The organism is [Clostridium] polysaccharolyticum (genome assembly GCF_900111595.1).
In the GTDB taxonomy this organism is placed as follows: Bacteria; Bacillota; Clostridia; order Lachnospirales; family Lachnospiraceae; genus Clostridium_AI; species Clostridium_AI polysaccharolyticum.
This window is the reverse complement of sequence record NZ_FOHN01000013.1, coordinates 17,742-43,795: the sequence shown is the minus strand read 5'-3', so window position 1 is coordinate 43,795 and position 26,054 is coordinate 17,742. Positions and strand designations below refer to the sequence as shown.

26 protein-coding genes, 1 tRNA gene and 1 pseudogene are annotated in these 26,054 nt (G+C 33.6%); 11 read left to right on the top strand and 17 right to left on the bottom strand.

Annotated elements, in window-relative coordinates:
* Window positions 1–30: 30 nt before the first annotated feature.
* Entirely contained in the window at window positions 31–978 is a 948-nt protein-coding gene (locus tag BMY85_RS09470) for a S1 RNA-binding domain-containing protein (RefSeq protein ID WP_177180727.1), read from the top strand.
* A gap of 22 nt (window positions 979–1,000) precedes the next feature.
* Complete coding sequence (locus tag BMY85_RS09465) at window positions 1,001–2,248, top strand: InlB B-repeat-containing protein (protein WP_092478033.1); 1,248 nt, start codon at window positions 1,001–1,003, stop codon at window positions 2,246–2,248.
* 305 nt (window positions 2,249–2,553) lie between these two features.
* Here the strand turns inward: BMY85_RS09465 and BMY85_RS09460 are convergent.
* The 7 genes and pseudogenes from BMY85_RS09460 to BMY85_RS09430 form a co-directional block, all read right to left on the bottom strand.
* Window positions 2,554–3,171: pseudogene (locus BMY85_RS09460) on the bottom strand (GTP pyrophosphokinase); the annotation flags it as partial.
* A gap of 154 nt (window positions 3,172–3,325) precedes the next feature.
* Window positions 3,326–5,314, bottom strand: coding sequence for a transketolase (gene tkt, locus BMY85_RS09455; RefSeq protein WP_092478031.1), 1,989 nt, complete (start codon window positions 5,312–5,314; stop codon window positions 3,326–3,328).
* 433 nt (window positions 5,315–5,747) lie between these two features.
* The gene (locus tag BMY85_RS15645; RefSeq protein ID WP_177180726.1) at window positions 5,748–5,903 is read right to left on the bottom strand and encodes a hypothetical protein; all 156 of its coding nucleotides are present in this window, start codon (window positions 5,901–5,903) and stop codon (window positions 5,748–5,750) included.
* 202 nt (window positions 5,904–6,105) lie between these two features.
* Window positions 6,106–6,621, bottom strand: coding sequence for a cob(I)yrinic acid a,c-diamide adenosyltransferase (locus BMY85_RS09445; RefSeq protein WP_092478029.1), 516 nt, complete (start codon window positions 6,619–6,621; stop codon window positions 6,106–6,108).
* Between the two features lie 54 nt (window positions 6,622–6,675).
* The gene (locus BMY85_RS09440) at window positions 6,676–7,992 is read right to left on the bottom strand and encodes a type II restriction enzyme (RefSeq protein ID WP_092478028.1); all 1,317 of its coding nucleotides are present in this window, start codon (window positions 7,990–7,992) and stop codon (window positions 6,676–6,678) included.
* Window positions 7,979–8,827 (bottom strand): DNA adenine methylase, encoded by an 849-nt coding sequence (locus tag BMY85_RS09435; RefSeq protein ID WP_092478027.1) that lies wholly within the window; start codon window positions 8,825–8,827, stop codon window positions 7,979–7,981. The genes BMY85_RS09440 and BMY85_RS09435 overlap by 14 nt, the downstream gene beginning before the upstream one ends.
* A 184-nt stretch (window positions 8,828–9,011) precedes the next feature.
* Window positions 9,012–9,084, bottom strand: a tRNA-Lys gene (locus BMY85_RS09430).
* A gap of 192 nt (window positions 9,085–9,276) precedes the next feature.
* Here BMY85_RS09430 and BMY85_RS09425 point away from each other — a divergent pair.
* The 6 genes from BMY85_RS09425 (at window position 9,277) to BMY85_RS09395 (ending at window position 14,671) form a co-directional block, all read left to right on the top strand.
* A complete protein-coding gene (locus BMY85_RS09425; protein ID WP_092478026.1) occupies window positions 9,277–10,467 on the top strand; it encodes an AI-2E family transporter in 1,191 nt (396 codons plus the stop codon).
* Window positions 10,468–10,688: 221 nt separating this feature from the next.
* Entirely contained in the window at window positions 10,689–11,090 is a 402-nt protein-coding gene (locus BMY85_RS09420; RefSeq protein ID WP_092478025.1) for a helix-turn-helix domain-containing protein, read from the top strand.
* Window positions 11,091–11,368: 278 nt separating this feature from the next.
* Complete coding sequence (locus BMY85_RS09415) at window positions 11,369–11,794, top strand: hypothetical protein (protein WP_092478024.1); 426 nt, start codon at window positions 11,369–11,371, stop codon at window positions 11,792–11,794.
* Window positions 11,795–11,818: 24 nt separating this feature from the next.
* Window positions 11,819–12,406 (top strand): VanZ family protein, encoded by a 588-nt coding sequence (locus BMY85_RS09410; RefSeq protein WP_092478023.1) that lies wholly within the window; start codon window positions 11,819–11,821, stop codon window positions 12,404–12,406.
* Window positions 12,407–12,944: 538 nt separating this feature from the next.
* On the top strand, window positions 12,945–13,985 hold the full coding sequence (locus BMY85_RS09400) for a hypothetical protein (RefSeq protein ID WP_143066358.1): 1,041 nt from the start codon (window positions 12,945–12,947) through the stop codon (window positions 13,983–13,985).
* A gap of 14 nt (window positions 13,986–13,999) precedes the next feature.
* Window positions 14,000–14,671: an ABC transporter ATP-binding protein gene (locus tag BMY85_RS09395; protein WP_092478020.1), complete on the top strand. Its 672-nt coding sequence runs from the start codon at window positions 14,000–14,002 to the stop codon at window positions 14,669–14,671.
* Window positions 14,672–14,705: 34 nt separating this feature from the next.
* On the opposite strand, the gene BMY85_RS09390 is transcribed toward BMY85_RS09395, so the two are convergent.
* The 4 genes from BMY85_RS09390 to uxuA form a co-directional block, all read right to left on the bottom strand.
* Entirely contained in the window at window positions 14,706–15,344 is a 639-nt protein-coding gene (locus BMY85_RS09390; RefSeq protein WP_092478019.1) for a bifunctional 4-hydroxy-2-oxoglutarate aldolase/2-dehydro-3-deoxy-phosphogluconate aldolase, read from the bottom strand.
* A gap of 12 nt (window positions 15,345–15,356) precedes the next feature.
* Window positions 15,357–16,760, bottom strand: a complete 1,404-nt coding sequence (uxaC, locus tag BMY85_RS09385) for a glucuronate isomerase (protein WP_092478018.1) — start codon at window positions 16,758–16,760, stop codon at window positions 15,357–15,359.
* A 16-nt stretch (window positions 16,761–16,776) separates the two neighbouring features.
* Window positions 16,777–18,390: a mannitol dehydrogenase family protein gene (locus BMY85_RS09380; protein WP_092478017.1), complete on the bottom strand. Its 1,614-nt coding sequence runs from the start codon at window positions 18,388–18,390 to the stop codon at window positions 16,777–16,779.
* A gap of 71 nt (window positions 18,391–18,461) precedes the next feature.
* Window positions 18,462–19,529, bottom strand: a complete 1,068-nt coding sequence (gene uxuA / locus BMY85_RS09375) for a mannonate dehydratase (RefSeq protein WP_092478016.1) — start codon at window positions 19,527–19,529, stop codon at window positions 18,462–18,464.
* A 155-nt stretch (window positions 19,530–19,684) separates the two neighbouring features.
* Between uxuA and BMY85_RS09370 the strand changes: the two genes are divergently transcribed.
* Window positions 19,685–20,578: an AraC family transcriptional regulator gene (locus BMY85_RS09370; RefSeq protein WP_092478015.1), complete on the top strand. Its 894-nt coding sequence runs from the start codon at window positions 19,685–19,687 to the stop codon at window positions 20,576–20,578.
* Here BMY85_RS09370 and BMY85_RS09365 read toward each other — a convergent pair.
* The 6 genes from BMY85_RS09365 to trmB all read right to left on the bottom strand — a co-directional run bounded on the left by BMY85_RS09365 (window position 20,567) and on the right by trmB (window position 24,492).
* Window positions 20,567–21,778 (bottom strand): MFS transporter, encoded by a 1,212-nt coding sequence (locus BMY85_RS09365; RefSeq protein ID WP_092478014.1) that lies wholly within the window; start codon window positions 21,776–21,778, stop codon window positions 20,567–20,569. The genes BMY85_RS09370 and BMY85_RS09365 overlap by 12 nt on opposite strands.
* 15 nt (window positions 21,779–21,793) lie before the next feature.
* Window positions 21,794–22,399, bottom strand: coding sequence for a CDP-alcohol phosphatidyltransferase family protein (locus BMY85_RS09360; RefSeq protein WP_092478013.1), 606 nt, complete (start codon window positions 22,397–22,399; stop codon window positions 21,794–21,796).
* Between the two features lie 14 nt (window positions 22,400–22,413).
* Entirely contained in the window at window positions 22,414–23,007 is a 594-nt protein-coding gene (locus tag BMY85_RS09355; protein WP_092478012.1) for a CDP-archaeol synthase, read from the bottom strand.
* Between the two features lie 253 nt (window positions 23,008–23,260).
* The gene (trxA, locus tag BMY85_RS09350) at window positions 23,261–23,578 is read right to left on the bottom strand and encodes a thioredoxin (RefSeq protein ID WP_092478011.1); all 318 of its coding nucleotides are present in this window, start codon (window positions 23,576–23,578) and stop codon (window positions 23,261–23,263) included.
* Between the two features lie 78 nt (window positions 23,579–23,656).
* Window positions 23,657–23,803 (bottom strand): hypothetical protein, encoded by a 147-nt coding sequence (locus tag BMY85_RS15640; protein ID WP_177180725.1) that lies wholly within the window; start codon window positions 23,801–23,803, stop codon window positions 23,657–23,659.
* Window positions 23,804–23,856: 53 nt separating this feature from the next.
* Window positions 23,857–24,492, bottom strand: a complete 636-nt coding sequence (gene trmB / locus BMY85_RS09345; protein WP_092478010.1) for a tRNA (guanosine(46)-N7)-methyltransferase TrmB — start codon at window positions 24,490–24,492, stop codon at window positions 23,857–23,859.
* 182 nt (window positions 24,493–24,674) lie between these two features.
* Here trmB and BMY85_RS09340 point away from each other — a divergent pair, with 182 nt between their 5' ends.
* Both BMY85_RS09340 and BMY85_RS09335 read left to right on the top strand, forming a co-directional pair.
* Window positions 24,675–24,989, top strand: a complete 315-nt coding sequence (locus BMY85_RS09340; protein ID WP_092478009.1) for a hypothetical protein — start codon at window positions 24,675–24,677, stop codon at window positions 24,987–24,989.
* A 13-nt stretch (window positions 24,990–25,002) separates the two neighbouring features.
* Window positions 25,003–26,043 (top strand): V0D/AC39 family V-type ATPase subunit, encoded by a 1,041-nt coding sequence (locus tag BMY85_RS09335; RefSeq protein WP_177180724.1) that lies wholly within the window; start codon window positions 25,003–25,005, stop codon window positions 26,041–26,043.
* The last annotated feature ends 11 nt before the right edge of the window (window positions 26,044–26,054 follow it).

Genomic DNA, 26,054 nt, shown 5'->3' with positions numbered 1-26,054 from the left:
GAAGTAATAAACTGTAAAAGAGGGATACATATGTCTGAAAATACAAATAGTGAAGAAAAATTACAGGAAATAATTCCTTCTATGGATGAATTTAAAGATGAATTAAACCGTTCTTTCCGTTCAGTAAAGGAAGGAGAGCTGATTACAGGTACTGTAATCGGGGTAACAGATTCAGAAGTTATGATTGACTTGGGCTATTACGCTGAAGGAATTATTAAAATTACTGAGTTAAGCAATGACCCAGGATTTTCAATTAAAACTGATATTGCAGCAGGTGATTCCATTACCGCAGTTGTTCTTCGTGAAGATGACGGAGAGGGTAATGTGCTTCTTTCTTTAAAACAAGCTCATGATATACTATCTTGGGAAATCTTAAAGGAAGCTATGAAAAATGAAACGGTTTATTCCTGTAAGATTAAAGAAGTTGTAAATAGTGGCGTCATTACTTATGTTGAAGGGATTCGTAGTTTTATTCCTGCATCTCAATTAGCTCTTTCTTATGTAGAGGATCTGGAACCATACAAAGGAAAAACCATAGATGCCGTTGTCATTACAGTAGATGAAGATAAAAAGAAGCTGGTTCTTTCAGCTAAACAAGTTGCAAGGGAACGTGCAGAGAAAGAACATAAATTAAAAGTTTCCAGTCTTCAAATTGGGCTTGTTACAAGTGGTGTAGTTGAAAAACTTGCTCCTTATGGTGCATTTGTAAAAATCGGCGATGACTTGAGTGGTCTGGTTCATATTTCCCAAATCTGTGGAAGACATTTAAAGAGTCCGAAAGAAGTGTTAAGTGAAGGCCAAGAAGTAAATGTTAAAATTATTGACGTAAAAGACGGCAAAATCAGCTTAAGTATTAAGGCCGTTGAAGACAAAGAAGATATTGTTGAAGATGTAAAAGACGCTCCAATTGAATATACGGAACAGGAAACAGCATCAACTAGTTTAGGAGCTCTATTATCCAACTTTAAATTTGACTAAAGTTAGAAAAATAGGAGGTCATATGAAAAAACAAAAATCAGTGTGGCTAGTATTATTAGCAATTCTTTTATTCGCAACAACTTGCGTACAGCCTGATAATGCTAAGGCGGCTAGCATAAAAGATACCGTCTTCTATGTACAGTTTAATACCAACGGAGGCAGTTCTGTCGCAGCCATAACAAATGTACGCTATGGCTCAACTATTGATGAACCCGATAACCCATCCCGATCTGGTTACTGGTTTCGTGGCTGGTATACGGATTCATCCCTAACCAGTAAATTTGACTTTTCTCAAAAAATATATAGAAATACTACTATATATGCAGGCTGGGAAAAACAAAGTTCTACACCACATATTCTTAGCCAGAGCATTTCCGATGGTACCTATCATTCAACAGTAACGGTTGACATAACTGGACAGCAATACGGAAATGCTTGTGAAATGCAGCTTATGACTTATGAGAGAAGCATATTAAAAACAGTTGTCTTTACACAGAATAAGACAACAAAATACATAGGATTTGAATTAAATATTGCCGACCTTGTATTTCAGGAAAGCTCTCCTTTACCAGTAAAGATAAAACTTCCATCCAGCTTTTCTAAAGAATGTGTACAGGTCATCTATACAACTAACCGAAAATCTGTCTCTGGAATTCCAGAGGGATATGTCAATAGCAATAATGAGTTTGTCTTTGATGCCTATTATTCCGGAACCTATATCTTAATGGAAACTGTAGATAATGTTAAAGCACAGACAGATCCAAAGCCACATTTAGCAATTCGCTGTGCTTCTAATAAAATAAAATTAAACAGACAAATGGACTTAAATTATGCTCTGATTAATTACAATGATGACGAGAGCCAATACGATTTTAAATGGTACAGTTCCAAACCTTATATCGCATCTGTTTCCAAAGAAGGAGTTTTAACAGCAAAACGGCCTGGCCAGACAGTTATCAGCTGTGTTTCTACCAATAGCCGGTTTGTTGCTTCTAAAACTATAACTGTTTATGGACATCTTGTAAAATCAATTAAGACTAACATATCCACAAAGAAACTGAAAAAAGGAACCTTTTTCAACATTCGTTCCACAATATCCCCGTCCAATGCAACAGTAAAAAGATTGCGCTATACTTCTTCTAAAAAAACCGTTGCCAGTATTTCTAAAAGTGGGCGCATTACAGCCAAAAAAAGAGGTATATGTTATATAAAGGTTTCTGCAGCTGATGGAAGTGGAAAATATAAACGTATCAAAATAATTGTTGTTTAACGAAATAACAGAATATAATATCCAAAAAATGCGTACAGTTATAAACATAATCTGTACGCATTTTTTTATGCCTGTTTTTTACGAAAAATCCGCTTCTTCACTTGACCGCCAAGATCCGCAAATGGGTTGGAACTTGTTATAGATTCTGCCCCTGCATTTTTTTCTTCTGGCTTCTTTATATTCTGGTTCTTTGCAGCACCTTCTTCTTCATCATCCTCGACGATTTTTCCATAACTCTCTTTCAGGCAGTTCAGATAATTTTGAGACATAATCTCCTTATAATCACTTAGATTATTTTTCGTATAACTTTGAATTTCACCATTTAAAGACATCATCTTGTGATCTAGATATCCAATAATATCTGCACACTCTTTTAAGTCCTTTTTAATTCTTTCTGGTGCATTTCCTTCAAACTTATAATATATTTTATGCTCTAAACTAGCCCAAAAGTCCATGGCTATAGTTCGTATCTGAATTTCAACTTTGGTGTCAATTACATTATCTGTCAAGAAAATAGGAATTGACACTATCATATGATAACTCTTATATCCATTTTCCTTAGGACTGGTAATATAATCTTTTACCTTTAATACCTTTACGTCATTCTGGTTGGCAATTGCATCTGCCAGTCTGTAAATATCAGATGTAAAAGAACAGATCACACGTATCCCCGCTACATCATTTACATACTTAACAATATTTTCAACTGTCAGTTCCTTATTCTTATGACGGATTTTTTTTGCTATACTTTCTGGTGATTTCACCCTGGAAGTAATGTGTTCTATCGGATTATAACTGTGTGCTAACTTGAATTCATCGTTTAAAATTTCAAGCTTTGTATTAATTTCACGTAAGGCAGAATTGTAGAGGAAGATCGCACTTTTCCACTCTTCTGCCTCATCATAATAAATTGGTAATTCCATATATCCTCTCCTATACTTCTCTGTGTGTTTACATGGTTTTTCACTCAATTTCTAAGCTCATTTTACCACAAAATTGTAACGGAAACTTGAACTTTGAAAATGTTAATAAAAACTTAATAGACTTCACAGAAAACATAGAAGATAAACCCTAATTTTATAAAATACCTTTTACCGTATTTACAACATTTTCAGTTGTGAAGCCAAATTTCTCAAATAGTAGATTTGCAGGTGCACTTGCTCCAAAGGATTTCATTGTTACATATGCGCCGTCTAAACCAACGTATTTTCCCCAACCAAAGTCGGAAAGTGCTTCAATTGCAACTCTCTTTCTACATTCAATTGGTAATACTTTTTCTTTATATTCCTTAGACTGCTGTTCGAATACATCCATAGATGGCATACTTACTACTCGAACATCAATATTTTCTTTTGCTAGTTCTTCTTTTGCACTGATCGCTAAAGACACTTCAGAACCACTTGCAATTAAGATAGCATCTGGTGTTTCTTTTGTGGAATCTGCGATTACATATCCACCTTTTAATGCTTCCTTGCTTGAACCTGCTAACTGAGGCAGATTCTGTCGTGTTAATACTAATGCAGTAGGTGTTTTCTTAGATGTTACTGCATAATACCAGGCTGCAATTGTTTCTGTAGCATCTGCTGGACGGTATACAGTAAAGTTAGGCATTGCACGTAACATTGCTAATTGTTCAATTGGTTCATGTGTTGGTCCATCTTCTCCAACACCAATACTGTCATGTGTTAATACAAATGATAATGGAGCCCCCATAAGTGCAGATAATCTTGCCATTGGTTTTACATAATCACTGAATACAAAGAATGTAGATACGAAAGAACGTAATCCTCCATGTATCATTAAACCATTTCCAATAGCTGTCATAGCTAACTCACGAACACCAAAGTGTAAGTTACGTCCCCCATAATTATCTTTTGAGAAATCTCCCATGTCTTTCATATATGTCTTAGTGGATGGAGCTAAATCTGCTGCACCACCAATAAATCCAGGAACAATATCCTTAATACGGTTGATTACCATTCCAGATAAGTTTCTAGTTGCTTCTGGTTTATCTTCAAATTTCCAAAATTCTTCGTTCTCTAATAATGCCTGTGCATCTACGTCGGAATGCATCTCATCCCATAACGCTTTCATTTCAGGATATGCTTCACAGTATTTTGCAAACATGGCATTCCATTCTGCTTCTTCTTTTGCTAAACCATCTGTGATTTCTTTGTAATGTGCATATACCTCATCAGGCACATAAAATGGCTCTTGTGATGGCCACTGTAAGTTTTCTTTTAATGCTGTTACGTTATCCACTCCTAAAGGTTCACCGTGAGCACTGGCTTTACCTTCTTTTGCTGGACAGCCAAAACCGATTTTTGTTTTGATCGTAATGAAAGATGGTCTTGTTTTGTCTGCTTTTGCAGCTTCAATTGCTTTGCCGATCTCTTCTAGGTTGTTACCATCTTCTACAACTAATGTCTGGAAGCCAAATGCTTCTACACGTTTTTGTACGTCTTCTGTAAACGCAATATCCGTATCACCTTCAATAGAAATTTTGTTAGAATCATAAAGGATAATTAACTTGCTAAGCCCTAATGTTCCAGCAAGGGAAAATGCTTCAGAAGAGATACCTTCCATCATACATCCATCTCCACCAAGTGCAAATGTATAATGATCCACAACATCATAGCCCTCTTTATTAAAACGTGCTGCAAGATGTGCTTCTGCCATAGCCATACCAACTGCCATACCCATACCTGCTCCAAGAGGTCCAGTTGTAGCTTCTACACCAACAGTATGGCCATACTCTGGATGTCCAGGTGTAAGTGAATCTAACTGTCTGAACTGTGCTAAATCCTCTTTTGAAAGGTTTCCATAACCAAATAAATGTAATAAGGAATATAATAAAGCAGAACCATGTCCACCTGATAAAATAAAACGGTCACGGTTAGCCCATTGTGGATTAGCTGGGTTATGTTTCATATGTTTCGCCCATAATTCATAGCCAATGCTGGCACAGCCTAATGGTAGACCTGGATGTCCAGAATTTGCTTTTTGAATAGCATCTGCTGCAAGCACACGGATTGCATTAACTGACATTGTTTCAATATTACTCATAGTTGATTTCCTCCTATCAATCTTCCCTAGTAGCTTTTCTTTCCATATAAACCGAATCCATTATACACTAGATTCTCCAAAAGATCCATTCCTGTTTATATGTTAAAATACCCTACAAACTTCATAATTTCTTTTTTTCCGGGAAGATGTCTCATGCAGTTCCTTTCTTACATTTTCATATAGCATTTTACACCTCATACATTCATAATCAGAAACTGGCTTATTGTTAAAAACTTTCAACTATTGTAATAGAATCAAACGGTGCAATAATCTCCTGTTTGTTTTGCCATAGATCACTCTCCTTCTGTTATTCTATCCACTTCATGATAATGATACTTTACTCTTTTTCCTGTGCTGGTTCTAAATCATCCCATTTTTTATTTATAGGCAGAACCAGTAAAGCTTCTAAGATAAACTGCATAATCATCTCTTTTCACTTTATCCCTAGACAAATCGGAATATCTTCTTTTACGGAAACAATAGACTCTTTATGTGCCTGATACACAACCTTAGGCATTACGGACATGAAAATGACTGCAGCAACTCCCGCACTTACAAATACCAAAACTTTTGCCTGAATTTCTAGCAAACTGTCCTTTTTCCTGTACGAAAGGACAGAGGAAGAAATTCCATTAGAAATGCAACTAAAATATTGTGATTCTGGTATTAATCTTACTACAAAAATAAGGGAAAATACGGATATTGAAGAAATTAAAGCTATTAATGACTTTTTATAAATTTTTCTAAAAGATTTTATCAAAAAAACTGTAATCTCCCTACCCTTTCCTTTATTAAAATTCAATACCCTTTCGGGCATTTACTCCCTTATCATATGGATGTTTTTCCTTTTTAATTTCTGTTACATAATCTGCAAGCTCTACAATTTCTTCCTGTCTGACTGCACCAGTAATTACAATTTCTTTTTTCTGCCCATACTCTTTTAGAAAATCCAGTAACTCCTGCTTGTCTATAAAACCATAGCCAAATACAATATTTACTTCATCCATAACAAACATATCATACTTTTCTACATTTTCTTTAGAGATCGCTTTACGAAGCATTTCTGTATAATAAATCTTTGCTTCTTCCTTCTGCTCTGGTGTCATATCAAATGTAAAACCAAAACTTTTTGTAATGGGCTCAACGATAATGTTTTCAAGTTGTCTTAAAGATTTTACTTCTCCCGAATTTTCTGTCTTTAAGAAACGAACCACATATACTTTCATGCCAGTTCCTGCTGCCCGCACAGCTAATCCTGCCGCTGCAGTTGTTTTTCCTTTCCCATCTCCATAATATACATGAATCATATCATTTCCTCCATTCCCTCTTAGTATTGTTTATTTAAAAAAAGAACTGTATTCTTACTCATTTATTATTGAAAAGATCCATCTTAACCATCCCATTACACTTGAAGCTCTTCGCCCCACCAGATTAGGACCACACACATTTAATTCTGACATCTTCTTTTGTATAAAGTCCTTATCTACTAACCTTCCTGCAATTGCAGACGGAAAAAATGTCTCCCTGAAAATCTCATGTTGAAACATCAGTTCTATATACATAAGCTGACGTTCTTTATATGGAAGATTCATTACCCTTTTTCCAAGTGCCGAAAGTTCTACTTTCTTAGAACCATCTGCATCTGTAATCTTTTCTGTTAAACCTAAGTACTTGGCAGCGTTAAAATAATAATCCCCCTGCCTTGTGGCAAAGCCAATTCGGCTAGAAATCTCCGCAATTGTTTTTGGTTCTTCCGTAACAATTTCCAATAGTGAAATTACCGTATTAAAACTGTCTGCCTGAATAAACGGAATTTCCCTTGGCTCTTTTAAGGCCCTTGTTCTCTGATAACACTCCATTAAATCAGAGTGTTTAATATCTACATCTTCAAAACTATAGTTTTTCTGTCTTATAAACTGGATAGAACTATAACAGTCTGTCTGTGTAAATTCATATTCTAACAAACGGAAAACGTTATTGCTATACACCATAAAAACAGTTCTTACTGGTTTACCTACCTTCTCCTCCCAGCAACGGTATGGATAATAGAGCTGTCTTACAATAAAATCTTTATGGACAACATTTTTTGCTTCCATAATACAGACGCAGTTTTGATTTTCAAAGCCTGCATCAACTTCAATCTGTGCATTTTTTACTGCAATTTTATGAAATACCTGCTGCCTTGTATCCTGTATAAAAAAATCAAATACTCCAGATTTCATTCTGCCGCTAATAGTTTGTATCATTCCATTTTCAGAAAGAAAATCTTCTAAAATATTTGTAACCCCTAAAACATTAATAACATTGGCTTCACTATTAATATTTCTTTTACTTATGGTCTGCAAATAGTCTGGAAATTCCACATGCTTTATTCTTCTTTCCATATCGGGAAACTCCAGATAAGTATCAAAATATCCAATTACATAACTTCCTCTGCTATCAGGCAATATAGACATTTTTTCTTTTCCCTTTCCAAATGCCCTAGGAATGGAATCTCTTGTATCAAACTTTGTCATAAGCCGTGGTTCCCTGAATTCTTTAATCTGACTGGCTGTAATATGGAACATTCCATTTTTTCTTACCTGTTCCACAATATCATACCGTTCAAATATACAATCCCATGCTTTGTCATTTAACGTAACAGATTCTGTTATGCCTTCCGCATTATTGAATTTCATAATTGGCGATTAATACCTCCCCCACTTCTCCACGTTTATCTGCTTTGGAATTAATAGCACGCTTTGCAGACACCTGTTTTATATGGTACTCCTGATATAATTGTGTTATAAAGTCACAATAAGAATTAGATAATAAAAACCTTACTCCCCTTTTGTTGAGTTTATCACACTGTGCCTTTAACTCCTGCTGTTCCTTTATTCCGAACCCATTGTTTGTATAACCTGTAAAAGAACTGGAATAGGATATAGGATGATATGGAGGATCTAAGTAGACAAATGCTCCTTTTCTAGCTCCTTTAATTGCATCTTTGTAATCCCCTGACTTTATTTCTATCTTTGCCTTTTGTAAGTATCTAGAAATAGCACGTAAGGTTTCTTCATTAACAATATTAGGATTTTTATATTTGCCATAGGGTGCGTTAAACTGGCCAGACTGGTTTACCCGAAACAAACCGTTATAACAAGTCTTATTTAGAAACACGATTCTTGCTGCCCGTTCTGTTGCTGTCATGGCCTCATATAATGCCTGATCCCTGTCAAATCCTCTAACTTCATAATAATATTTTGCTGTATTGTTCTCATTATGTTTTTTTAACAGTTCAATCAACTGATCACAATCATCACGGATCGTCCGATACACATTCATAAGTTCTTCGTTCGCATCATTTATAACGGCCTTTTCTGGCTGCGTTTCAAATAAAACTGCACCGCCTCCAAAAAAGGGTTCATAATACATTGTAAGTTCTTCCGGTATCAGCGGCTTTATATCTTTTAGTAATTGTCTTTTTCCTCCCACCCACTTTAATGCCGGTGACACGAAAGGATCTTTATTCATAATTCTTCCTCCGTTTTTTTGCTCTGGTACTAGTATACCACAAAAACATTTTCTAATTTACAGGAAATCAAGCTTCAGATACTCTTTTCCTTAAAAATGTTTTGTCGAATTTATGTTCGAATGCTTAGCAAATAAAAAGCCCTTACCCAACGACTCATATGTTCGCTAAACAAGGACCTTGAGATGCGCCTCCAGGGGTTCGAACCCTGGACACCCTGATTAAGAGTCAGGTGCTCTACCAACTGAGCTAGAAGCGCTTATTTATTAAATTTAATTCATTGCCTTAACGCAAGTATGATTATATATGATTAAACCTAAAAAAGCAAGCTTTTTTTTAAAAAATTATATTTTATTGCGCTCCATTCTCTTTCAGTCTATAATATTGATAAAAGATAATACATTCAACTTATTTTAAAATATGTTTAAAGAATAGAAAGGAACTGAGGAATATGTCCGTAAATGAACACAAATCTGGTAAAGAAAAACGGAATGTTTTTGAAACAAATTCAAAGTACTTTACCATATGTATTTACTCTCTTTTTGTAATAATAACTGGTAGCATTCTTGTTTACTGCATCTTAAACTGGAGCAAAACGCAAAAAACAATAGCAAACCTTTTTCGTACTCTGTCTCCTTTCTTTATTGGATTTTTTATTGCCTATATATTAAATCCTATTGTAAAAAAACTGGATAACCTTCTTGGAAAACTATTTAATGAATCCAAGCTAAGACTAAGTCTTCGTCACACTTTATCTATCTTATTATCTTATTTTATTGCTCTAGGCCTAGTAAGTATCATAATGATTTACATTGTTCCCCAGTTTGGTGCCAGTTTTCAGGATCTGACGGATCGTTTCCCTGATATGTACAATGCTGCTTATGATTTCTTAAACGGCATTCAAGAACGCTATCCAAATCTGGATGTTGCCTTTATTCGCGACAAGATTAACGATTTAAGATCACCTCTTGTTGATTTTGGAACTAATATTGTAACCAATGCATTTCCTTTGCTATTTAATATTTCCATGTCAATTGTAAAGACACTGATTAACATTATTCTTGCCATTGTAATTTCTGCTTACATTTTAATTGACAAAGAACTGCTAATAAGAAATGCAAAACGTTTAGTTTATGCCTTCTTACCAAAGGATACTGCCAACTACTTCTGTTCTACAGCCTCTAAATGTAATGCTATTTTTAGTGGCTTTATTTTTGGTAAGCTTCTGGACTCTCTTATAATTGGAATGATATGCTTTGTACTTATGTCTATTCTTAAACTGCCATATGCAGTGCTTCTTAGCACAATTGTAGGCATAACCAATATGATTCCTTACTTTGGTCCATTTATTGGTGCTGTTCCTGGAGTAATTATTTATTTGCTGCTAGACCCTATTCAAGCCATTGTATTTGCCATTCTGATTTTTATTTTACAGCAATTTGACGGATTGTATTTAGGACCTAAAATTCTAGGTGAGTCTACTGGATTAAAACCAATATGGGTTATCTTTGCCATTACGATAGGGGATGCTTACTTTGGGGTTCTTGGCATGTTCCTTGGAGTTCCTATTGTAGCAGTTCTTGCATTTTTGCTAAATGAATTTATGAACCGCAAGTTAAAGAAAAAAGGAATTCATATGTAACCATGCAAACACTGGAACTAACTCTCCAGTGTTTTTTCTTCAAATACTAAAATTTCTGAATAAATATACATATGTTTTCTTATAGCCTAATAGTCCTACTTCAGCCAAATCAGCTTCTTTCTAAGGTATAAAAAGAGGTTTCTTTCTTGTCTGATATGTAAATGTGTGGTAGTATTTATTTAAAAGATTATATCTTTTTTTATACATAGGAGGTGGATACTATGAAAAGTATTGGGGAACGTATCAAAGCATTACGCAAAAATGCTCACTTAACACAACAGGCACTCGGTGTAATTGTTGATTTACATGGTTCTAACATAAGCCGAGTGGAACAGAACATGGTAGTGCCAACAGGAGATGTAATAGCTAAAATGTCTGAATACTTCCATGTAAGTTGTGATTACATACTTCGAGGTGCATCAGCTGACGGCACCCCACAGACAGATATTGCACTAACAGACCATGTCAAATTACAGATTACAAGTGCAGCTGACGCAGAAGAAGATAATAATGTGAAAATTTTAGAAGAATTCTGTCCTTTGCTAGTTCAGCTTAATGAAAACAATCAGGAAGAATTACTTGAAATCCTAAAAATTAAACTTAAGCATCAGCAAAATGTGTAAAAAGTAAAATGAATTGGAAATACTATGCTGTTTCTTATACGAGAATATTTTCTGTACATAAATTAAATAGGACTGTTCCCTTACTAATACAAAAGTATTAGGGGACAGTTCTGTTTTTTTGTTGTTTTAATGTATTTTTATTTTATCAGATGCTAAATATTTTGCATTTGCTAATTTTTCTAAAAAAATTTTTTATTTGACAATAACATATTTTTTCCCTATAATATTCCAGTAAATAGGAAAGTCTACAGTTTAAACAATTTAGAAGGTAAAAATTAATGAAAATAAAAAATATAATTGGAGCAACTTGTATGTTTGCTTTTCTTACAACCTGCACAATAGTTTTGGCCGCAGAAGAAGAGTATACTACACATTATAGTTTTTCATGCTCCACTACAAGTAGAATTCATAATGCATCAGGAACGCCAACTGTTACAATTATAACATCTAATATGACTGGTGATGACAATGATGATTTATGGATTGAACTTGAAAAAAAATATATCTGGGGTTGGGCTGCAACAGGAAGTGGTTCTGATTCAACCACAGTATCTAGTGTACATGGTTCTACATCGAAATTAAAAGGAGACAAATCCGGTGATTATAGACTTCTCTTTGGTAAAAATAGCATGCTATCAACTGGAAAATATAACATAAAGAGCTCTAAATGGTACGCTGATTTATACATAAAATACAATAAATAAAACTGATAGGCATGGGTGATAACTATGATAACAATTCAACTTTTTCCACAAACATTTTTATTTATGTTTTTAGTGATTTTTATTATAACAGCACTTTTCTACATAATGCACAAACAGCATAAAATTACCTTATGGTTTTTAGGAATTCTAGAGATATATATTTTATTTATTTTTAGTACTGGAATATTGCCAATCAGGATGCCTACTTCAGACCGTATCGTTGAGTACAATCTTTCAGATAGTATTCAGCTTATTCCTTTTCAATCTATAAGTCACTTAATAAAGAATAACACTCTATTCAACAGACAGATTATTGGAAATTTAATTCTTTTGTTTCCACTGCCAATCTTTTTAGGATTTTTAAACAAGAATAGAAAATATATATCTTTATTCCTTTTATCATTTTTAAGTAGTATTATGTTGGAAACACTACAACTTTTTATAAATTTAATTACTAAATATCCAAGCAGAATAATTGATATTGATGATATCATTTTGAATACTACAGGTATTATTGCTGGATTAGTTGTATTTATAATAATAAAAAAAATACCCGTGTTGTATAAATGGATTAGTACAAATATTGTATACAAAACCAATTTTCATATATAGGAACTGATTATGTTTATTAAAATTATAATACTTAGTATAAGAAATAATAAATTATTAATTAATATGCAAATAATTGGGATTTTCTTAACCTGTATAATATTAAACTTTGGCTTTATTGATTTGTACAGTAATTTGCCCTCCCAAAAAAAAGACAAAATAATTTACATTTTACTCAATCTATTTTATTATAATATATGTAACACTATTATTATTATAATTATGCTTCTTATTCTGATAAATGGATATATGTACTATATAAGTAAGAGAAAGTCATTATTTCAAACTCTATACATAAATGGATTTTTTAAAAAGAAAATAAGCTGTTTTATTATTTTAGAAAGCACAGTTATATTTCTTTTTCCAATGTTGTTAAGTAACCTTTTGTACTTTTTATTTTGCTTTTTAACCAGTACAAACTTTACATATAGCTTATTTGTATTGGAACTATTTGTATTACTATTATATGAAATTATTATAGGTATAAACTATGCTAAAAATCATCTCAAATTATTATAAGATAATGAAAAAGCAGAACATTATGGGTGTCATAATGTTCTTTCATATGTTTATGATTTTATTTTACCTTACAGTTGATGAACATTTATCTATGCTAGATAAAGAAAATATTTTTACAAAATTCCCTATAAATGCTCATTATTTATCTCAGCCTTTTTTTAATAATACCAATATCAATTCCAAGGACTTTGTAAATATGATACAGAATAACAACTTAAACTCCTTTGTCGGATTCGAACTTTTAGATACAAAAGCTCAAATTAACGAAACACATACAACCCTTGTATATTTAAATGAATATTTATCAAAATTTCATTACCCTTTAACTAAGGGAAAGTGGCTTAATAAAACCAAAAAAAATGGTATTGTTATTGGGGGAGCACTTACTCAAAAATATAACATTGGAGATAAGGTTTCCTTAACATCTAGCAAACATACTGAAGAGGCTGAAATTATTGGCATTATGGGGATAGATTATAAATTTATGTTTCTAAATGTAGCAGGGAAAAACTTAAACTTTGGAAAAATATTAACCCAAAGCAACGATAATCTTATCTTAACACTAAATATGAACTTTTTGAGTATGTCTAGCTGCAGCTTAAGTACATTAGCTCTAACTGTAGATGAAGGAAAATTACATTCTGTTTCGAATCTTGGTATTAATACGGAGAATAAAACTCCAATTAGAGAGATGAACAATATAAACTCGAAATCAGAATATATAAATGTACACAATAAAGTAATGCTAATTACAATGCTTTTTTCAATTGTATTTAGTATTGTTTATCAAATTTATATTTATATACTAAAAAGCAAAGAATCAATACTAATACTCTATGAACAAGGAATGAGTTACATAGAGTTGTCACTTGTCTTAACTTTTCCTCAATTCCTTAACATGTTAGCTGCCTGTACCCTCGAAATAATATATCGTTTGGTTACACATAGTGAAAAAAAACAGATTATATGTTGGGATATTAGTATATTATTCAGTGTTTTATTTCTAATTACAATATTAGTACATCTTGCTACTAGACGCTTATTAAAAAAAACTATGGCTTAGGAGGCCTTTACTTTATGTGCATTATAAAAATAGAGAATCTATGTAAACGTACTACAAGCAAACAGGACACCAAAATAATTTTAAACAATTTAAGCTTATACATAAATAAAGGAGATTTTGTCGCTATTACTGGGACCTCTGGTGCTGGCAAAACTACTCTTCTTAAAATATTAGCACTAATTGAATCATTTGACTGTGGAGATTACTGGTTGAACCATAAGAAAATCAGCTTTCGTAAAGATGCTATAAATGCCAACATTAGAAAAGTTAATTTTGGATATATCCCACAAAATTTAGGACTTATAGAAAGTATATCCGTCTATGAAAATATTTTAATTCCTCTTTATATACAGAGGCGTAATGTGATAGCCATAAAGCAAAAAATTGATACATTATCCCGTATCCTAAACATCCATCATTTATTAGCAGAAAATACGGACCATTTATCCTTAGGTGAGAAACAGCGTGTCGCAATATTACGTGCATGTATAAAACAACCAAGCATTTTATTTGCAGACGAACCAACTGCTTCTCTTGATCCTGAAAACAAAAAAATTATAATGAAACTGTTTCAAGAATTAAACCATAAAGGCACTACAATTATCATGAATTCTCATGATCATGAAATTATTGAATGTACTAACACAAGATATCTCATTAAAAATGGCATAATAAAAAAATTATAAGTGTTAATTTACAGTTCATTTCTATCCAGCCAGATTAACCACGAACTTCTTTTACAATCTCAACAGCTTCCTTTGTAAGCTCTGTAATCTTATTAAATTCACCTGCTTTTACTAAATCACCTGGAACCATCCAGCTTCCGCCACAGGCAATAATACGATCATATTCTAAGTATCTTCTTATGTTGCTTGGCTTAATTCCGCCTGTTGGCATAAACATTACGTCTACATATGGTGCTGCCATAGCTTTAATCATTGGAAGTCCACCTGCTGGTTCTGCTGGGAAGAATTTCACAACCTTTAAGCCGTTTTCCAATGCTTGCTCGATATCACTTGGATTTGTAGTACCTGGACAGATTGGAATGCCTTTTTCTACGCAGTATTTTACGATTCGAGGATTTGTACCGGGGCTTACAATGAATTTTGCACCTGCTGCAACTGCACGATCTACTTGTTCTGTTGTTAATACAGTTCCTGCACCAACTAACATATCTGGATATTGTTCACTCATGATACGGATGGATTCTTCGGCCGCATCTGTACGGAATGTAACTTCTGCTACTGGAAGGCCGCCTTCACATAAGGCTTTTGCTAAAGGTGCTGCATCTTTTGCATTATCTAGCACTACTACTGGAATAATACCAAGTTCCCTAAATTGTTTAAAAATTTTTTCCATGTCTGTCTCCTCCTATAATCTAAAATAATTCTTTGCATTGTAATAACAGATATTCTGAATCATGGAACCAAGATATTTCACGTCATTTGGATATTCTCCATTTTCCACGTATTTTCCTACCATATTACAAATAACTCTTCTGAAGTATTCATGTCTTGGGAAAGATAAGAAACTTCTTGAATCTGTTAACATTCCCACAAAAGTACTTACAAGACCTGCACTTGCAAGTGTTTCAAAATGACGTTCTATTCCCGGTTTATTGTCAAGGAACCACCATGCACTTCCTAACTGTACTTTGCCACGGATTCCTTCTTCATTACTCTGGAAGTTGCCCATCATAACCGCAAGCATCTGGAAATCCTTTTCATTTAAGTTATATAAAATAACTTTTGGAAGTTCATTGATTCTATCCATAGAATCTAACAATCTGGATAATTGTGGTGCAAAGTTCATATCTGTTACACCATCTGCACCAACATCTACACCTAATTTTTCAAATAAACGAGAGGAGTTATTACGGATTGCCCCAATGTGAACCTGCATAACAAGTTTCTGTTTTGCATACTCACGTCCTAACTCAGATAATATGTATCCATGATACTTTGCACACTCATCTTCTGTAAGCTGTCCACCTGTTAATGCTTTTTTCAGAATACTATCCACTTCTTCCACTGTAGTTTCTACGAAAAAATTATTTTCAATACTATGATCACTGACACAGCAGCCAATTTCTATAAAATACTGTAAACGTTTCTTTAAAGCAGCTAATATGTCTGTTACATTTTCCAGTTTTCTATTTACTGTATTTCCTAAAGTTTCAATATATTCCGTAAAACCAGGCTTTTCAATTGCAATCGCTTTGTCTGGGCGAAAAGTTGGAAGAACTTTAATTTCAAAGCCTTCCTCTTTTAATAGTTTATGGTACTCTAAAGAGTCCACTGGATCATCTGTTGTACAAAGTACTTCAATGCCCTGCATTCTTAATAAGTTCCGAATAGAATATTCTTGTGTCTGTAACTTTGCATTACATACATCCCATATTTCTTTGGCTGTATCCTTATTTAAAGGAGTTGTAATTCCAAAGTATCTCTGCAGTTCAAGGTGCGTCCAGTGATATAATGGATTTCCCAAAGAATTCTGTATGGTTTCTGCCCATGCTAGGAAACGCTCATATGGGTCACATTTTCCTGTAACTACTTCTTCAGAAAAACCGTACGTTCTCATAGCACGCCATTTATAATGATCGCCACCTAACCATACATCAGCAATGTTGTCGTAGCATTTATTTTCATATATTTCTTTTGTATTTAAATGATTATGGAAATCAATAATTGGCATCTCTTTTCCATATTCATGAAATAATGTTTTTGCTGTCTCTGTTGAAAGCAAAAAGTCTTCACCCATAAAAGGTTTCATCCCGATTCCTCCCAAATTATTTTGTATACTTCTCCAATGTTGCACGAACTGCTCCTGTACCAGCTATCATTTCTTTAAAGTAGCTGCATACTGTTGATGCCATCCCTAAGGCATATAAATCTACACCAAATATTTTCTGGTTTTCCAGAACTGGTTTTAATACTTCTTCTACATTTATATCAGAACCTAACTGAATGTCTGCAACATATGGCCTTACTGTATCTAGTAATGGATCTGGACTTGGTGTAAATGCATTGCCATTATCATCAATTGCCATAAGATAACGAACCCATCCTGCAAAAACAAGTGGAATTAACTTAAGGTCTGCAACATTTAATTCTGCTGATGCATCATATGCTTTAATTGTTTCTCCAAAACGGATTGCCAGTTTCTGAGAAGTATCGGTTGCGATTCTCTGAGGTGCATCTGGCATAAATGGATTTGGTAAACGAACACCAATAACCGCATCAAGAAATGCCTTTGGATTAAGGATTTCAGGATTAACTACAACTGGAAGACCTTCTGCATAGCCAATATCTTCTACTAATTTCTTAAGCGTTTTATTTTTCATTTCTTCTGAAATCAATTTATAATCTAATAAACATCCAAAAACAGCTAATGCTGTATGAAGGGGATTTAAACAAGTACAAACTTTCATTTTTTCTACTTTATCTACTGTTTCCATATCTGTAAACATAATGCCTGCTTTTTCAAGACAAGGTCTTCCATTAGGGAATACATCCTGAATTACAAGGTATTCACACTCTTCAGCATTTACAAAAGGTGCTACATAAGAATCTTTAGAAGTTACAATTGGATCTGCTTCTTCTAATCCATCCTCTTCTAACATTTTTTTTACTGACAAGTCTGGCCTTGGCGTAATTTTATCAATCATAGAAAGAGGAAACGATACTTTGCTTTCATCTTCAATGTATGCAACAAATCCCTGCTCTGCTAAGCCAGCTTCTTCCCATCTAAATGCAAAGGAGTAAATAGCATCATGTAGTTTTTTCCCATTGTGGGAACAGTTGTCCATACTTACCATTGCAATTGGTTTCTGTCCTGAAATGAATCTGTGATAAAGAAGTGCCGTAACTTTTCCTAAATAACTTTTAGGAGCCTCTACACCTTTTTTGTAATCTTCTTCAATTGCAGGAAGTACTTCACCCGCACCATTTACAAGGCTATATCCTTTTTCAGTAATTGTAAAACTTGCCATCTGCAAAGAATCTTTTGCAAAGATTTCTTTTAATCTAGTAAAATCCCCATTATTTTCTGTATCCAGTGCTAAAGATTCTACAATGCTTCCAACAACTGTTTTTTCTACTGTATGATCTGCTTTTAATGTAACAAGAATACTAAGATCATCATGTAAGTGATTCATTTTATCTATAATTTCATAGTCATAACCTTCTGCTACAATTAAACCTGTATCTGCATCCCCATTGTTAAGCAATGTCTGTAATGCATTTGCCTGAAATGCACGGAACAGGTTTCCACCTCCAAAATGAATCCATGCTGGATTTTTTTTTGTATTCTTAGTAATCTGCTCACGGTCAAAGAGTGGCAACTTATAGCCTTTGCTTTCCCACTGTTCTCTATTTAAAAGTCCTTGTGCATCTAATTTCATTGTAAATCCTCCGATCCTTTCCACATCTTATTCTAGTAAGACACCCAAAAAGGGCGTCCGAAAAATGTCCGCTATCTGTCTGCTTTTTCAATTGCTTCCCATAAACCTTGTAAATAGCAAGCGCCTAAAGCTCTATCATATAAACCATAACCTGGCATAGCAACTTCATCCCAGATCATACGTCCGTGGTCTGGACGAATCGGTCCTGTAAATCCAATTTCATATAATGCTTTCATAATTTCATACATATCAAATGTTCCGTCAGAAGATAAGTGAGCTGCTTCTTCGAAATCAGTTGGTGTGTTGAATTTTAGGTTACGAACATGCGCAAAATGAATTCTTCCTTTTAAGGAACGGATCATATCTGGCAAGTCGTTTTCTAAGTTTGTTCCATAAGAACCTGAACAGAAAGTTACACCATTATGTGGATTGTCTACCATATTCATCATTCTTAAGATATTTGTCTTATTTGTGATAATACGAGGAAGACCGAATACACTCCATGCTGGATCATCTGGATGAATTGCCATATTAATGTCATATTTATCACAGACAGGCATGATTTTTTCTAAGAAATATTTTAAGTTTTCAAATAATTTATCATCATCAATATCTTTGTACATTTCAAATAAGTCTTTAATTTTTGCCATACGTTCTGGTTCCCACCCTGGCATTACCGTTCCGTTGGTATCTCCAGAAATAGATTCAAACATATTTTCTGGCTTTAATGCATCAACTGCTTCTTGTGTATAAGCAAGTACTGTAGAACCATCTGGGCGCATGCGAGCAAGTTCTGTTCTTGTCCAGTCAAATACTGGCATAAAGTTGTAACATACTAAATGAATTCCTTCTTTTCCAAGGTTTTCTAATGTTTTTATATAGTTTGCAATATACTGTTCTCTTTCAGGAACTCCTGTTTTAATTGCATCGTGAATATTTACACTTTCAATCCCTGCAATATGTAAACCTGCTGCTTCTACTTCTGCTTTTATTGCCTGAATCCTTTCTCTTGGCCATACTTCACCTGGCTGTGTATCATATAATGTCGTAATAACTCCTGTAACTCCTGGAATCTGCCTGATTTGTTTTAATGTAACTGTATCAAAATCTTTACCGTACCATCTTAATGTCATTTCCATAATTCAACATTTCCTTTCTATAAAAACACTGTTAATCTTATAAAATGATTATATAAAACCAATTGTTCAAATCATATAGTGAAAATTGTTGTTCACATTGCAAAAGTTGCTATGTTATAATTTGTATCATATTTTAATTTATCTGGAGTGATCTTATGAAAAAAAATTATAAAACCAAGTTTCATCAAAGACAGTACATGCTTTCTAAAGATTTTGAAATATATTACTATGAAGACAATGCCCCTTCTGCAGTAAAGGAACATATTCACAATTATTATGAATTTTACTTTTTTCTAGAAGGAGATGTCTCTATTATGATTGAAAACAAACTTTACCCTATAAATGTTGGAGACATTTTACTGATTCCACCTAACGTTAAACATTATCCTATTATTCATTCCCATAAAACTCCTTATCGGCGCTTTGTGTTCTGGATAAGTACGGAATACTGTAATACTCTTCTTTCACAGTCCCCTGACTATGTATTCCTCATGCAGCATGCCTGCGTCAAAAAAGAGTACATTTTTCATAATGATATTTTTGCCTTTAATATCATACAGTCTAAAGTATTTCGTTTAATTGAAGAAATGAATGGCGACCGTTTTGGCCGTAATGCACAGATTTCCATATGTGTAAATGATCTGATTCTACACTTAAACCGAATTGCCCATGAAAAAATGTATCGTAAGAATTACTTAGAAGAAACAAGCCTTTATCAAGGACTTTTATCTTATATTGAAGAACACCTAGATGAAAATCTCACATTGGAACAGTTCGCTATTAAATTTTATGTAAGCAAATATTATATCTCACATATCTTTAAAAATAATATGGGAATTTCACTTCATCAGTATATTACCAAAAAACGGCTCTACGCATGTAAAAATGCCATTTGTGCTAATATGTCTATTACCCAAGCATATCTTATGTTTGGATTTGGTGATTATTCTAGCTTTTATCGTGCATTTAAAAAAGAATTTGGCATTTCACCAAAAGAGTTCCGGGAAATCCATATAACCAAAGAAACCTTAAGTTCGCTAGGAACTTAAGGTTTCTTTGGTTTTAATTCCAACTAACACTGCAACATTTATAACTGTAAAAAGAATACAGAACCACCATACTTTATGTATTCCCATCTGCTTAATTATATATCCAAACAATACTGGACTTAATGCATAACCTGCACTTGTTACCATTTTAATCCACGCAGAAAAAGCTCCATTCATTCCTTTTGGTGCATAATTTCCAATATATGTTGTTGCAAAGGGAAGTTCCAGAATATATGATGAAGACCACAAAACAGTTGATATAATATACAAAGGCAGTCCCCAATTAAGAACTAAGATCCCCATGCCACATCCAACTAGTACTGTTGCAGTTAAAACGACCATTAAAGTATCCCGTCCTTTTGCCATTTTATTAATAAATCTGGTACCTGCAGCAATAAAAAATGCATTGAGCATCATAATGATTCCGTAATAAGAACTTCCCATTTCCCCAAACTTATAATGTAACTGAATTGGAAGCGAATAGGCACTCTGTGTATGTACAATAGAAAACAGGCAGCAGCATATGCTAAATAAAAACAAAGCAGGATTTTTAATAAGAATCATCATCAATCCTTCTTTTTTCTTTTCCTGTACCTGCGTATCTTTCTTTATATATGCTTTTTCTTCTTTTTTTGTCTCTGTTCCTGCAAAACAAAGAAAAATACCAATAGACAGTACTTTTAGAATGACTTCTTCTATATAGAGAATTCGATAATGATTCACAAAACCTATGGCACAACCTAAATCAGACAACATATAACCTACATACATGCCAACTAAAAACAGAGCAACTGCATCACTTCTGTTTTCTTCATCGGTTGCTTCAAATATAGCCGCATTACAAACTGGGTATATAGCATTAATAAAAGCAGAATTTAAAATAATCATAATAGGAGTAACCGTCTTATTCTCTACAAAAATAATAACTACAGTTACTGCTACTGCCATTATCTGAAATATAAAAAATGCCTTCTTTACACCCCATGTATCACTTAATTTACCTCCCAGTATAATTCCTGGAACAGCTGCAATTCCTGCCAAAGAAGCTATCATTCCAGAAAATCCAGCTTCCAGTCCCAATATTCCATTAAGATAAAGCGTCATAAACTGACTTACATAATTCCCAGCACTTACTATTAAAAAAGCCCAAAATACTCCCCATACTGCTCGTGGCATAGTTTTTACTTTAATGTATCTCATTTTACCCCCTAATTCTTATAAATAAATTAAAAAGAATACCATAACTGCTGCTGCCAGAACAAATGCTATTAAAGCCTTCCCCTTTGGCTTTGGTATTTTTATATCTGCTACAAACAGATATGCCATTACCAACATTATACCTATATAAATTAATTGAAATGGAACGCTTTCTAACTTTATTGAAAGTACCCAAAGTAATGGGAAAAATACTGCCGAATAAGAAACCGGCAGCCCAGTATAGAATGTAACTGGCTCATCTACATAATGTTCTGATGCATTTACATTAAAAAATGCCAATCGAGTAATCCCAGCTAACACATATAAGATAAATACAATATATGAATACCAGTTACAAATGCCCATTCCTAAACAGACTGCTACTGGCCCAATTAGAAAACTCATTACATCTGATAAAGAATCCAGCTCAATTCCTACACACTTTTCTTCTTTTGTACGCTGAAAAATCCTTGCAAATTTTCCATCAAATAAGTCACATACGGCCGCAAGAATCAAGCTTATCATTGCCAAGTTCGTTTTCTGGCAAAAAGCAAAAATCAAAATACCTACTGAACATCCAGCCCCTGCATAAGTAATCAGATTCGGTAACTTAAATTTACTCATATTATTATCCCCCCCTAAAGAATGCTGTTCCTCAGTTTTAATTTAAATAGCATTGTATTTATTGCCACATGGGTAATTCCTCCTACTGCAACATAAAGCATATATGTTGTAATATTCATCTTGCTGTATAAAGCTACAACCAGTATGACACCAATTAAGGAATCTATCTGATCATAAATTTTAAATAAAAAGCCAAAGCCCCCTTTTCCCTGCTTTCCTGATGAAATATCCATACGTCTTTTTATAAAACTGTTAGGTAACTCTAGTACCGCATACACAAATCCAAATAAAAAACCTGTAAACAGATTATAGGCAACTGTATTGTCAAAATATATGTACATGTAATTCCAGTTTTCCATTCCCTTAAACCGTAAACAAATTTTACCCCATATTGCATTAAGCAAGGCACAAATTACAAATGAACCTAAGAAGCCTTTCCACGTTTTATTTGCTCCAAAAAGCCGCCTTCCATCTTTTAGTTTTTTTCCATTATCAATTGGAACATGCAAAACATCTAAAAATGATGATCTGCAGAATATTGCGTTTACAACCCCCGTAAATGCAATTGGTAACAATGTTATGTACATCATACCAATTTCATGAAACAAAATGCTTCACCTTCCCTCTTCATTTTTATTTACCCCCAATATTATTATATCAATATATTTCTTACAGGAAAAGATTTTCTTTCAGATTCCTATTAAATGCTAAAGATTATCATAAATAAATGTACTAGAATATATACACGATATGCAAAGTTATTTTTCAGCTTTATACTAACTGCCAGATCAGAATACATGTATTGTAAAAAAAGCTCCCCTACTTTTATCAAATAAGGAAGCTTTTTATAATAGCCCTAATTTATCGTAACTCAGCTATTTTTTCTTCAAATGTTTCTTTTCTTTCCACACCAACAATCTTGTGAACTACTTCACCATTTTTAAAAAACAGAACAGTTGGGATTGTCATAACACCATACTTTTGTGCAATTGCTGGTGACTCATCTACATTTAACTTACCGATTTTAACTTTTCCCTCATACTCCTGTGCTAACTGTTCAATTACAGGTCCAAGCATTTTACAAGGTCCACACCAGTCTGCGTATAAATCAACAATTATTAACTGACTGCTTTTTAGTACCTCTTCCTCAAAATTTTCATCTGTAAATTTAAGTGCCATAATAATTTCCTCCTGAATTGGTATTCTATTAACTTCTCATTGTCTTATATTCTTTACTTTATTACAACTTTTTATCCTTTATGATGAAGACTTCTTCTGTTTTTTGGAGCCTTTCTTGCTTAGCAGTTTTTCAACATCATCCCATGACTTTTTCATAGCAATTGCCTTCTTATTTAATGTTCTGTAGTTTCCAGTCTTACGTGACAGAGATGACTTAATATCCATAGGATCACCTAATTCTATTTCTTACTGCCATCATATGCAGCTCTTTAAAAAAACTACCTGGAAATAACCATACGGCAGATAGGATTTCCCATACTAGAAAACTTTTCTTCATATTCAGTCATAACATTTCCTTCATTATATTCACTATGATGCAGATCATAGGTATGGTTTTCTAACTTCCATCCTGCTACAGGTACTTCTTCCAATGAAAAATCAAACAATGCCTTATTATCTGTCTTAAAAATAAGGACTCCATCCTTTTTTAGAAATTTATCGTAACGTTCAAGGAACTGATGGGATGTTAAACGGCGTTTTGCGTGCCTGTCCTTTGGCCAGGGATCGGAAAAGTTAAGATAGATTCTATCAATTTCTCCTTCGGCAAATACTTCATTAATATCCTCTGCATCCATCCGTATAAAAAATAAATTAGAAAGCTCTGTCTCTTGTCTCTTTTCTATCGCACGGATCAGTACACTGGAATATTTCTCAATTCCAAGGTAATTGATGTCTGGATTCTGATTCGAAAGCTCCATTAAGAATCTTCCTTTTCCCATGCCAACTTCTATGTGAATGGGATTATCATTTCCAAAAACTTCTTTCCATTTACCTTTCATTTTTTCTGGATTATGAATGACAAAATCATTCTCTGCAATCTTTTCTCTTGAACCCTTTACATTTCTTAATCTCATTTAATTGCCCTCGCTTGCTAACTAATCAATTTCGCTATTATTATAAAAGTTATCGTGTTTTGTGTCAAACCAATGTTTATTTACGCACTGCTTTACTACAAATTTTATTTCTTTCCTTTTTTTCTGAAAAGTATTATAATTACGTTGAAGTATGTTTTCATTTATATGTTAGGAGGCTCTATATGGAAAAGGTCATTCATCTTTTAGATGATATAGAAAACAAAGCAGCTAGAATACTTGGCCGAGTTTCTGACGAGAAGGCCCGCTTAACAGAAGAGGCAAACCAGAAGATGAAATCATTTGATTCAAAAATACAAAATGAAACGAATGACAAACTGAATGCCTTAAGAGCGAAAGCTAATCAAGAAGTGGAACTGGAACTTTCCCGAATCAGAACGGAACAAGAGAATTATTTAAAACAGCTAGATGAAGATTTTGATACGCACTGTGAAGAATATGCGAACCAGATCTTTCACCGTATTATATCTCTTACATAACAAGGAGGTGCACATGGGAAATGCTCTTGCCTATGGCGGCATTATAACAAAAGTAAAAGCAATGTCAAGTCATCTTGTTACGCCAAAAGACTATGAACACATTGCATCACTTGAAACAACAGCAGACTTTATTAACTTTCTGCGAACAAAGCCATCATATAACCTAATCTTTAAAGACGTGAATGAAACAACCATTCACCGCGGTCAGATTGAAGAACTTATCAAAATATCACTTCTTATGGATTTTCAAAGGATTTATACCTTTGCTACGAGAGAACAGAGAAAATTCCTGGACATATTTTTCTTTCGATACGAAGTGAATATTTTAAAAGACTGCTTAGAACAAATATACAATCAGAAAAGCACTTTGCATTTAGCGGATTTCCAGCCGTTCTTTGAAAAGCACAGTGTCTTAAATCTTAATACATTAGCAGGCTGTACTAGCTTAGATGAATTTATTGTAGGCCTAGAGGGTTCTAGATATTACAACCTGTTTTTAACATTACATAATTCTATGGAGAATGTTTCTCTTAGTGATTACGAAACACAGCTAGACATTTATTTTTTTCAGCAGATTTGGAAAACAATCAATAAACAGTTTAAAGGAAAAGAAAAAAAACGTATGCTGTCACTCTTTGGAACGCAAATTGACATGTTAAATATTATGTGGGTTTACCGCTCGAAAAAGTTTTACACTGTGGATGCTAAGGAAATATATCTCTCTATCATTCCTATCCATTTTCATCTAACAAAAGAACAGCTTATAAGATTAGTCGAAGCAGCTGGCACATCAGAATTTCTGCTGGCAATATCAAATACGCACTATCATAATATAATTCAGCCTGGCAATAAACAGACCATTGAGTACACCACATTTTTTTCAATGAACCATTTATACAAAAAACTGACTAGTGAATCTTCTCATTCTATGTTACATATCTTATACTACCTTTTCTTAAAAGAAAAGGAATTAGACTTTGTAACAACTGCACTTGAATGTATTCGCTATCATTTAGAACCAAATGAAACACTGAAATATATTTATATTACTTAAGGGGGGTATGT

What these genes read in the sequence shown, in the direction of transcription:
- BMY85_RS15640 (WP_177180725.1), bottom strand. Translation starts at nt 23,803, where the DNA reads ATGGATATTAAGTCATCTCTGTCACGTAAGACTGGAAACTACAGAACA.
- BMY85_RS09420 (WP_092478025.1), top strand. Translation starts at nt 10,689, where the DNA reads ATGAAAAGTATTGGGGAACGTATCAAAGCATTACGCAAAAATGCTCAC.
- tkt (WP_092478031.1), bottom strand. Translation starts at nt 5,314, where the DNA reads ATGAGTAATATTGAAACAATGTCAGTTAATGCAATCCGTGTGCTTGCA.
- BMY85_RS09395 (WP_092478020.1), top strand. Translation starts at nt 14,000, where the DNA reads ATGTGCATTATAAAAATAGAGAATCTATGTAAACGTACTACAAGCAAA.
- BMY85_RS09425 (WP_092478026.1), top strand. Translation starts at nt 9,277, where the DNA reads ATGTCCGTAAATGAACACAAATCTGGTAAAGAAAAACGGAATGTTTTT.
- trmB (WP_092478010.1), bottom strand. Translation starts at nt 24,492, where the DNA reads ATGAGATTAAGAAATGTAAAGGGTTCAAGAGAAAAGATTGCAGAGAAT.
- BMY85_RS09390 (WP_092478019.1), bottom strand. Translation starts at nt 15,344, where the DNA reads ATGGAAAAAATTTTTAAACAATTTAGGGAACTTGGTATTATTCCAGTA.
- BMY85_RS09370 (WP_092478015.1), top strand. Translation starts at nt 19,685, where the DNA reads ATGAAAAAAAATTATAAAACCAAGTTTCATCAAAGACAGTACATGCTT.
- BMY85_RS09465 (WP_092478033.1), top strand. Translation starts at nt 1,001, where the DNA reads ATGAAAAAACAAAAATCAGTGTGGCTAGTATTATTAGCAATTCTTTTA.
- BMY85_RS09380 (WP_092478017.1), bottom strand. Translation starts at nt 18,390, where the DNA reads ATGAAATTAGATGCACAAGGACTTTTAAATAGAGAACAGTGGGAAAGC.
- BMY85_RS09445 (WP_092478029.1), bottom strand. Translation starts at nt 6,621, where the DNA reads ATGATTCATGTATATTATGGAGATGGGAAAGGAAAAACAACTGCAGCG.
- uxuA (WP_092478016.1), bottom strand. Translation starts at nt 19,529, where the DNA reads ATGGAAATGACATTAAGATGGTACGGTAAAGATTTTGATACAGTTACA.
- BMY85_RS09440 (WP_092478028.1), bottom strand. Translation starts at nt 7,992, where the DNA reads ATGAAATTCAATAATGCGGAAGGCATAACAGAATCTGTTACGTTAAAT.
- trxA (WP_092478011.1), bottom strand. Translation starts at nt 23,578, where the DNA reads ATGGCACTTAAATTTACAGATGAAAATTTTGAGGAAGAGGTACTAAAA.
- BMY85_RS09365 (WP_092478014.1), bottom strand. Translation starts at nt 21,778, where the DNA reads ATGAGATACATTAAAGTAAAAACTATGCCACGAGCAGTATGGGGAGTA.
- BMY85_RS09335 (WP_177180724.1), top strand. Translation starts at nt 25,003, where the DNA reads ATGGGAAATGCTCTTGCCTATGGCGGCATTATAACAAAAGTAAAAGCA.
- BMY85_RS09360 (WP_092478013.1), bottom strand. Translation starts at nt 22,399, where the DNA reads ATGAGTAAATTTAAGTTACCGAATCTGATTACTTATGCAGGGGCTGGA.
- BMY85_RS09470 (WP_177180727.1), top strand. Translation starts at nt 31, where the DNA reads ATGTCTGAAAATACAAATAGTGAAGAAAAATTACAGGAAATAATTCCT.
- BMY85_RS09340 (WP_092478009.1), top strand. Translation starts at nt 24,675, where the DNA reads ATGGAAAAGGTCATTCATCTTTTAGATGATATAGAAAACAAAGCAGCT.
- uxaC (WP_092478018.1), bottom strand. Translation starts at nt 16,760, where the DNA reads ATGAAACCTTTTATGGGTGAAGACTTTTTGCTTTCAACAGAGACAGCA.
- BMY85_RS09415 (WP_092478024.1), top strand. Translation starts at nt 11,369, where the DNA reads ATGAAAATAAAAAATATAATTGGAGCAACTTGTATGTTTGCTTTTCTT.
- BMY85_RS09435 (WP_092478027.1), bottom strand. Translation starts at nt 8,827, where the DNA reads ATGAATAAAGATCCTTTCGTGTCACCGGCATTAAAGTGGGTGGGAGGA.
- BMY85_RS09410 (WP_092478023.1), top strand. Translation starts at nt 11,819, where the DNA reads ATGATAACAATTCAACTTTTTCCACAAACATTTTTATTTATGTTTTTA.
- BMY85_RS09400 (WP_143066358.1), top strand. Translation starts at nt 12,945, where the DNA reads ATGGGTGTCATAATGTTCTTTCATATGTTTATGATTTTATTTTACCTT.